Source organism: Nostoc sp., assembly GCF_036917395.1.
GTDB lineage: Bacteria > Cyanobacteriota > Cyanobacteriia > Cyanobacteriales > Nostocaceae > Nostoc.
The window spans coordinates 21,187-29,104 of record NZ_JBALDI010000065.1 but is presented as its reverse complement, the minus strand read 5'-3'; the positions used below and the strand labels follow the sequence as shown (position 1 = coordinate 29,104).

10 protein-coding genes are annotated in these 7,918 nt (G+C 41.8%); 4 read left to right on the top strand and 6 right to left on the bottom strand.

Annotated elements, in window-relative coordinates; all coding sequences use genetic code 11:
* From V7K46_RS22280 to lgt, 3 genes are all read right to left on the bottom strand, one after another.
* A partial coding sequence (locus V7K46_RS22280) for a hypothetical protein (RefSeq protein ID WP_335116904.1) occupies window positions 1-181 on the bottom strand: 181 nt, incomplete at its 3' end.
* Window positions 182-205: 24 nt separating this feature from the next.
* Window positions 206-997, bottom strand: a complete 792-nt coding sequence (cobM, locus tag V7K46_RS22275) for a precorrin-4 C(11)-methyltransferase (protein WP_442939865.1) — start codon at window positions 995-997, stop codon at window positions 206-208.
* A gap of 316 nt (window positions 998-1,313) precedes the next feature.
* The gene (gene lgt / locus V7K46_RS22270) at window positions 1,314-2,189 is read right to left on the bottom strand and encodes a prolipoprotein diacylglyceryl transferase (protein WP_335116899.1); all 876 of its coding nucleotides are present in this window, start codon (window positions 2,187-2,189) and stop codon (window positions 1,314-1,316) included.
* Between the two features lie 406 nt (window positions 2,190-2,595).
* On the opposite strand from lgt, the gene coaD reads away from it, so the two are divergent.
* The 3 genes from coaD (at window position 2,596) to V7K46_RS32145 (ending at window position 4,416) form a co-directional block, all read left to right on the top strand.
* Window positions 2,596-3,147: a pantetheine-phosphate adenylyltransferase gene (gene coaD / locus V7K46_RS22265; protein WP_335076655.1), complete on the top strand. Its 552-nt coding sequence runs from the start codon at window positions 2,596-2,598 to the stop codon at window positions 3,145-3,147.
* On the top strand, window positions 3,057-3,725 hold the full coding sequence (locus tag V7K46_RS22260) for a DivIVA domain-containing protein (protein WP_335116897.1): 669 nt from the start codon (window positions 3,057-3,059) through the stop codon (window positions 3,723-3,725). Before coaD ends, V7K46_RS22260 begins: the two co-directional genes overlap by 91 nt.
* 529 nt (window positions 3,726-4,254) lie before the next feature.
* On the top strand, window positions 4,255-4,416 hold the full coding sequence (locus V7K46_RS32145; RefSeq protein WP_442939864.1) for a Ycf66 family protein: 162 nt from the start codon (window positions 4,255-4,257) through the stop codon (window positions 4,414-4,416).
* Window positions 4,417-4,490: 74 nt separating this feature from the next.
* On the opposite strand, the gene V7K46_RS22250 is transcribed toward V7K46_RS32145, so the two are convergent.
* Window positions 4,491-5,837: a TldD/PmbA family protein gene (locus V7K46_RS22250; RefSeq protein WP_335116895.1), complete on the bottom strand. Its 1,347-nt coding sequence runs from the start codon at window positions 5,835-5,837 to the stop codon at window positions 4,491-4,493.
* 70 nt (window positions 5,838-5,907) lie between these two features.
* On the opposite strand from V7K46_RS22250, the gene V7K46_RS22245 reads away from it, so the two are divergent.
* Window positions 5,908-6,048, top strand: a complete 141-nt coding sequence (locus tag V7K46_RS22245; RefSeq protein ID WP_335116893.1) for a hypothetical protein — start codon at window positions 5,908-5,910, stop codon at window positions 6,046-6,048.
* 12 nt (window positions 6,049-6,060) lie between these two features.
* Here V7K46_RS22245 and V7K46_RS22240 read toward each other — a convergent pair whose 3' ends face one another.
* Window positions 6,061-7,500 (bottom strand): TldD/PmbA family protein, encoded by a 1,440-nt coding sequence (locus V7K46_RS22240; RefSeq protein WP_335116891.1) that lies wholly within the window; start codon window positions 7,498-7,500, stop codon window positions 6,061-6,063.
* Window positions 7,501-7,544: 44 nt separating this feature from the next.
* A complete protein-coding gene (locus V7K46_RS22235; protein WP_335116906.1) occupies window positions 7,545-7,910 on the bottom strand; it encodes a four helix bundle protein in 366 nt (121 codons plus the stop codon).
* Between the last annotated feature and the right edge of the window lie 8 nt (window positions 7,911-7,918).

The window sequence follows — 7,918 nt, the reverse complement described above, 5'->3', positions numbered from 1 at the left end:
CATCCACCTCAAAGACTCGTTCATCCACCTCAAAGACTCGTTCATCCACCTCAAAGACTCGTTCATCCACCTCAAAGACTCGTTCATCCACCTCAGATACTCGTTCATCCACCTCAGATACTCGTTTATCCACCTCAAAGACTCGTTCATCCATCTCAAAGACTCGTTCCCCATACCCCATCCCCCATACCCAATGCCCTAGCATTTAGTGATGAGACGAGCGAAATAAATGACTATGTTCGGGATGATATAAACGCGATCGCCCTGTTGCTGTCGAGAGGGCTGGACTGATGATATAAAGTGTAGTGCGAATTAGTTTTTCTTGATGAGTGCAGTCTGCCATTTCATTAAGAGGGACAACCCTGATTTTTTCATCGGGCCAGCCGATGCGAAAGCAAATTGCAATGGGGGTTTCGGCGGGGTAATGTTCGAGTAGTTTAGCTTGAGCATTTTCGACGTGACGCGCACTCAAATACAGGCAGAGGCTAGCCTGATGTGCCGCGAGAGAGGCTAATTCTTCAGTGGCAGGGACTTCTGTACGTCCACTGATGCGGGTCAAAATGATGGTTTGGACCAAACCAGGGACAGTCAGTTCTACTTTAAGTTTGGCAGCAGCGGCTTGAAAGGCGCTGATACCTGGTATAACTTCAAAAGGGATATTTGCCTCTGCTAGGAGGTGCATTTGCTCGTGGATGGCGCTGTATAAACTAGGATCGCCAGAATGGAGACGGACTAGAGATTTGTGTTGCGATCGCACCCGATCAATCATAATCAGCAAAATCTCTTCTAAAGTCTGATTTGCAGTCCTAATTATCTCCGCATCTTTTCGGCAAAGTTCTAAAATCTCTTCGGGTACTAAAGAATCAGCAAATAAAATCACATCAGCAACAGCTAGTAGTCTTTGCGCCTTCACCGTTAATAAATCCGGATCTCCAGGGCCTGCTCCGACAATGTACACAGATGGTTCTATGGCATGTAGTGTTTTTTTATAGCTCAAGTTTTCTGTATATTCACTTTTAGAAGAACACACGGCAATCCCTCAAAAAACTTTTTTGTTATTTTCTCAGTATCTTTCCGGATTCACCCTCTTTGCCTAGTAGAGAGTAATGGTAGATGCACCCTGGTTAAGCCCTAGAGAATACTCTGGGGCATTTTTTATTTTTTGGGCATTGAGTATTGGGCATTATACCAATTCAAAATTCAAAATTCAAAATTCAAAATTAAGAAAGCCAGACAGAACAAAGATATGTCCGTATGTATCTGTCGCATTCTTTTTTCAAATTGGTATTAGTTATTCTCTCTCCCGTGCTTCCTCATCTTCCATTCTCCCCATTTCCCTTAGGAGTAGGAACTACATCGGGTAAAGGGCGTTTGAGTAAGTAAAGCCAAGCTAATCCAACTAATCCCAATAAAATTCCTAGACTACTGACTACTTGTGCCATTTTTAACGGCCCCAGCATTAAGCTATCAGTGCGAAAACCTTCGATCCACAAGCGTCCTAAGCTATAGGCTGGCCAGTAAACTAGAAACAGCGTGCCTACTTTCAGGCGTGGCTTACCGGATAAAGACCGGAAAAACAAGGTTATTAATAGCGTAAACACCATTAAATCCCACAGAGATTCGTACAGGAAGGTGGGATGAAAGTAATCGAAACTAGCATACTCTAGAGGACGATGGTCTGGTGGAATATACAGCTTCCAAGGTAAATCAGTAGGATCGCCAAAAGCCTCAGAATTAAAGAAATTGCCCCAACGTCCGATCGCCTGCCCTAAAATCAGCGAAGGCGCTACTAAATCTGCCAGTTGCCAAAAAGAAACCTGCTTAATTTTGGCAAAGATTAACGCAGCCAAAACGCCACCAAGAATCGCTCCATGAATCGCAATACCTCCTTCCCAGATCGCAAAGATTTTTCCTGGAGTTGGGGCATATTTTGACCACTCAAAGAAAACGTAATATAGCCGTGCGCCAGGAATTGCCCCAATCAACAACCAAAAAAACAAATCGCCTAGCAACTCCGGATTAACATTACGGCGCTTTGCCAAATCCTGGGAAAGGATAACGCCAATTAACACTGCTGTGGCAATCAATAAGCCATACCAGCGGATAGCTAATGGCCCTAATTTCACCAGAATCGGTCCTGGAGAAGTAAATTGAAACGCCAAGGGCAAGATGGAAAAATCCAGTGCCATGAAAAATTACCTAGAATTCGTTAACTACCCGCGCACTTTGCTAAGTACGGAGTTTCTTACGTCTCGAATACTGGAACTACACTTAAATCCTCCACAACATTGTGGGGACGTAAATAAAAATCCAGCATCCATATTTAGGAGTTTATAGCGGTTTTCGTTTGCATGAAATAGGTTGTTCAACCTCGCCCCCAACCCCTCTCCTTAGCAAACAGAGGGGGTGAGGTTGCGACTATATTGCACCGAAGTGAGAACCGCTATAGTTCCTAACGCCTAGTTGAGCATAACTTGTACCACTAAAACAATTGAGTTTAGCATTCTTACTCAGAGCGCAAGATGGTAAATTTGAGTAAGTTACACAAAAGAGTTTCGATATAATCACCTAAACAACTTTGATATATCTAAAATTGTGATTGCTATTTATCCTGGTAGCTTCGACCCCATCACCTTGGGACACCTTGACCTCATTGGGCGCGGTAGTCGGCTGTTTGAGCGGGTAATTGTCGCTGTACTGCGGAACCCCAACAAAATGCCACTTTTTAGTGTGCAACAAAGGCTAGATCAGATCAGTCTTTCTACACAACATCTACCTAATGTAGAAGTAGACAGCTTCGACGGTCTTACCGTCAACTATGCTCAAATGCGACAAGCACAAGTTTTACTTCGGGGTTTACGGGCTGTGTCAGATTTTGAAGTGGAACTACAAATGGCTCACACGAATAAAACTCTTTCTACTCAAATAGAAACAGTTTTTCTCGCAACCTCAAATGAGTATAGTTTTTTAAGTAGTAGTGTGGTAAAAGAGATTGCAAGGTTTGGTGGCTCTATCGATCATCTCGTTCCCCCACACATTGCCCTAGATATATACCAATGCTACAATCACAACTCTCCAATGTTGAACCCAATCTCAACGGAAGCAATCCCCCCCCTCAAGAGTATCTCGGTGGAGAGGGAAGCATAGATATTCAGCAGGAACTCAACCGCCTAGAGGAAATGGTTCTCTCTAGTCTCAGGATTCCGCTGACGGGACGTACTCTCATAGATGAAGAAAAGCTGCTGGATCAGCTTGATTACATCCGGCTTGCTTTACCATCGCTTTTTCAAGAAGCAGCAGTGATTCTGGAACAAAAGGAAGGAATTCTGCTGGAAGCGGAAGAGTATGGACAGCAGGTTGTTGAGGCCGCGCAAGCAAAAAGAGCGCAAATTTTAGCTGAAAGCGATATTATTCAACAGGCAGAACAAGAAGCTGAACAACTGCGGCGACAAGTGCAACAAGAGTGTGAGGGAATAATGCAAGAAACCCTCGCCGAGATTGACCGTAAGCGGTATGCTTGTCAGCAAGAGTTAGAGCAAATGCGACAAACTGCGATCGCTCAGGCTCAAGAAATTGAAGATGGTGCTGATGCATATGCCGATGGCATCCTGGAAAATATTGAGCAGGATCTCAAAGAGATGTTGCGAGTTATCACCAACGGACGGCAACAATTGCAAATTGATAACCTCACCCAACGCAATTCACCTCCTGGCAAGAAAAGATAGAGGTTCTAGGACAGATGGGGACAAATTATAGGTTGGGTTTCGCTATTGCCATTGGTGTCAATTTAAGGCAAAACACGAGAGAAAACTCTCGTTTCCAGGTTATACCTGGAAATGTATTAAAAGCGGCTCTGCCGCTAATATTAATAAAGGAGGCAGAGCCTCAAATGGGCATTCCCAGCCTGAGGCGGTGAACGAGAGAATATTAGATTATTACAAGGGTTTCACCTGAAGTTGACACCAATGCGCCATTGCTTAAACCAACAATTTTTGTCAAGGAAGACTTTTAAATTTCTATGCTCTAAGCTGAATCTACTTAGTAATAGGTTTAAAATTTTAAATTGTAATTAAGCAGGATTTTTCAAAAATGCTTACTTTAGCTCAAGTTAACTTTGGAGCAAATTCAGCTAGTATACTGGGAATTATTTATTTGCTTTTATGAGTAGTTTACTTGATTTTTATGGTATTTTGGCTAGTCAAATATGGAGCAAGACTTACGAGTTGGGCTTTAGCACTTTATATTATATAAGCGATATTTACACCAATTATAATATTATTGTGTGGGTTTATATTGACTTTCCAAGGCTGGCGATTAGATCCAATTCTTCAATTTGGACAATTTTTATCGTTTTTATTAATTATTTACCTAATTATCAAAGATATTGTAATTAATGCAGTTTACAGAAATAGGTGATTTAATAATTTGCTGTAGAGATACGAAATTTCGCATCTCTACCAAGAATATGATGTTTTTGCACGACATTGTTTCTACAACGTGTAAGTAAAATCTTCGACCAGCATACCAGGAACTAAACTACCTCCTAATTGGCGACTTTCGTATGTTCCAACTTCGGGAATGAATTCTTGAAAAGTGGTTAAATCTACTAAGTTTTCTCCCCAAAAGCGATAGAGACTTTCATCAAAACGTAAGTTTTCAATGGGGGCAATAATTTCTCCGTTTTCTACCCAAAAACAAGCATAACGGGTCATGCCTGTGATTCTACCAGTTTGGCGATCGCTCCAATTCAAGTAATGTAAATTCGATACATATAATCCGGTATCTAAACTCGGAAGAATCTGCTCAAATACCAAATTTCCCGGACTTACTTCTGGTGCTCGTAAAGTCTCTGAACCATTAGCACCATTGGCAATTTTTTGATATTCCTTAGCCGTTCTAGAATTCACTAGAGTATTTACCAAATATCCTTTTTCTATTACAGGTAACTCCGGTGCTGCAACTTCTCCTAATTCATTAAATCGTGGTACTAATCCTCGCTGAAAGTTTTCTTTCAAACTAAATGCAGTCGAAAGTTGTTTTTCTTGACGCCATAGAGCAGCCAAAGCACTGTTTCCTTGCTGAATATCAGCTTCGCTCACAGATCCCCAAGAAAGCATCATCAATAAATCTCCAACAGCAGCAGGTGCAAAATAAGTTTTGTACTGTCCCCGTGGCAATTCTTTAGCTGGGCGAGAAAGCAATTCTAGTTGCTTTTTGGCTTCGCTGATTTTGGCTATATAAGCAGATTTATCCCAATTACTCCCTGCAAATGTTCCCTTAACTGCTTGTCCAGATATAGAGAACAGAGAATAATCTAAGGTAAAAGAATCAGTAGCAAACCAGTGTTTTTGACCACTGGAATCACCATAAGCTTTAATTACTATTCCGGCTGCATACATCCCTGTAAAATCTAATTCAGCAACTAGTTCTAGCACAGTTGGTACTACTGCTTCTGCTAACAATAAATTACCAGAATGTATTTCTCGGCTGGTATTAGTTCCTGATGGTAAAACTAGATATGGATCGATAGGTAATAGAATAAGTTCGTCACGTAGTTCTTGCAAAGCAGTATATGCTAACTGCCAATCTACATCCCAATTTCCAGTAAAGGGAAATTGTCGAACACTGCTGCGCTGGTCTGCCATCAAAGTCAGTTCAATCCAACCATCAGCAACACAACCAGTTTGTCGTACTTTTGCATGATTGAAACGAGTAAACTGACTCCTTTCACTGCTTAGTTTCACAGTGAATTGTTCATCTTCTGCTTTTTTGTTCAGCAGAGTTTTAATCAGTTGATTAAAGCTGACTTCTAACGCAGATAATTCCTCAATTTTCATAGATATTAAATATTAATAGGGAATAGGAAGGTGGAGGAAGTTAGGAGTTAGGAGTGATGAGTTATAAATTATGAATTATAAATTAAAAGTTGAAGAATTTTTTAATTCACAACTTTTAACTCATAACTCCTGTACAGACGCGATTAATCGCATCTCTACTCATAACTCCTGTACAGACGTGATTAATCGCGTCTCTACTCCTAACTCCTAATTTTGCACTCTTTTAACTTCCTCCACCAAAAACTTCGACATTAGCAAATACACAAACAGGTGAACCGTGTCCTACCCAAATGGCCTGATTTGGCTCTCCTTTACCACAATAAGGAGTACCATACATTTCCCAGTTGTCAGCATTTCCTACTTGGATTAAGCTGTGCCAAAACTCTGGTGTTGTGGCACGATAGTTAGGATTGCGGAGGGTTTTGGTGAGTTTCCCGTTTTCAATTAATTTAGCGTACTCGCAACCAAATTGAAATTTGTAGCGGCGATCGTCAATTGACCAAGAGCGGTTAGATTCCATGTAAACGCCGTGTTCTATCCCAGCAATGATGTCTTCAAAGGTGGCGTTTAGAGGCTCTAAATTCAAGTTTGCCATGCGATCAATCGCTGGTCGATTCCATGAGGAAGCACGGGCACAGGCAACTCCTGGTACACCTGTTCTTGCTTGACTCTCCAGACTGCCTAAACCCCGTTGGAGTACACCTTCTTTTACCAAATACTCTCGCGTTGCTACAGCACCTGTATCATCAAAGCCATAGCTAGCAAATTCACCAGCCACGGTAGGATCAAAGGTAATATTCATCAGTGGCGAACCATATACTAGGTTGCCAAAATCACTTTTATTAACGAAGCTGCCTCCAGCATAGTTACGCTCATCTCCCAAAATTCGGTCAATTTCTAGGGGATGCCCGACACTTTCATGGATTTGCAGCATCATTTGGTCTGGGGCTAAAACTAAATTGGTACGGGTGGTTGGGCATTCTTCTGCTGTCAAGAGTTCTACTGCTTGTTCGCCAATTTGCCGCACCCGATGCCATAAGTCTTCTTGTTTTAAAAGCTCTAGTCCACCTTGGTAACAGTTTGCTTGCGAACCGTTGTTGCTGCGCTGCTGTACAACCGCTCCATCTTGGGCGGTGGCTCCGTAATTAGTGCCTATAGATAGTATTTTTTGATAGACTTCTGAGCCGTTGCTGCTAATAAACCAAGATTCTCTCTCAGTGGTGCTGGCACTGGCTATGGTTTGTACAATTTTGTCGTCAACTTTCAACGTTTGGCAAATGCGAACCAGTAAATCGTTGATTTCTCCCGGACTCAGAGCATCCAATGGCTCAAGAAATGGAGATTTATACTCACCAACGACTTTAGGGCGCTCACTTTCACTGAAGGGATGTATCCACCATTCACTGGCTGCTAGTGCCTGTTTATAGGCTGTTTGAGCAGCGGCTTGTAAGGAAGACAGTTCCAGAGAGTTAGTAGCTGCATAACCCAGACAGCCATTAACTAAAACTTCCAGCATAGCTCCTACAGTGAAGGATTTGCCGTTTATCTGGGGTAAGCCGTCACGGACTAAACGGGTAGTAGAAGTCTCCTTTACGGCTCTAATACCGATCCAATCAGCGGGAATGTCGAAACTAGCGATCGCTTTTTTAAGTTCAGACCACATAATTCAATTCAAAATTCAAAATTCAAAATTCAAAATTAATGAAGTTATTGTTGACGATTTTGTTTGGTTTTGACGACTATTGCCGCAATTATTTTGATTAACTCGTTAATTTCACCCAAAATTGGCAGTAGACGGTCTTCGGAAATCAACTCAGTTGCAATTATAAGTCTTAGCCAGTATTTGGTTTCCCTACCTTCTTTTAAAGCAATTTCTAGTTTGTGAACAAAATCGGCTGTACTCTGTGCCGATTGCGATTCTTCAACGTTTGCTCCAATTGACGTACCAGACTTAAGTAACTGTTGCGAGAGTGTTCGCCCCACTCCAGAACTTTCATTGAGTACCTTACAAAGGTTAATTATGCGAACAGAAAATTCAAATGTTCTATCGGTGATTTGTTTGTGGTTGTTCATCATTTGGA

Coding starts and splice junctions, on each gene's coding strand:
- lgt (WP_335116899.1), bottom strand. CDS start 2,189: ATGGCACTGGATTTTTCCATCTTGCCCTTGGCGTTTCAATTTACTTCT.
- V7K46_RS22260 (WP_335116897.1), top strand. CDS start 3,057: ATGCTACAATCACAACTCTCCAATGTTGAACCCAATCTCAACGGAAGC.
- V7K46_RS22250 (WP_335116895.1), bottom strand. CDS start 5,837: ATGAAAATTGAGGAATTATCTGCGTTAGAAGTCAGCTTTAATCAACTG.
- V7K46_RS22245 (WP_335116893.1), top strand. CDS start 5,908: ATGAATTATAAATTAAAAGTTGAAGAATTTTTTAATTCACAACTTTTA.
- V7K46_RS22240 (WP_335116891.1), bottom strand. CDS start 7,500: ATGTGGTCTGAACTTAAAAAAGCGATCGCTAGTTTCGACATTCCCGCT.
- V7K46_RS22235 (WP_335116906.1), bottom strand. CDS start 7,910: ATGAACAACCACAAACAAATCACCGATAGAACATTTGAATTTTCTGTT.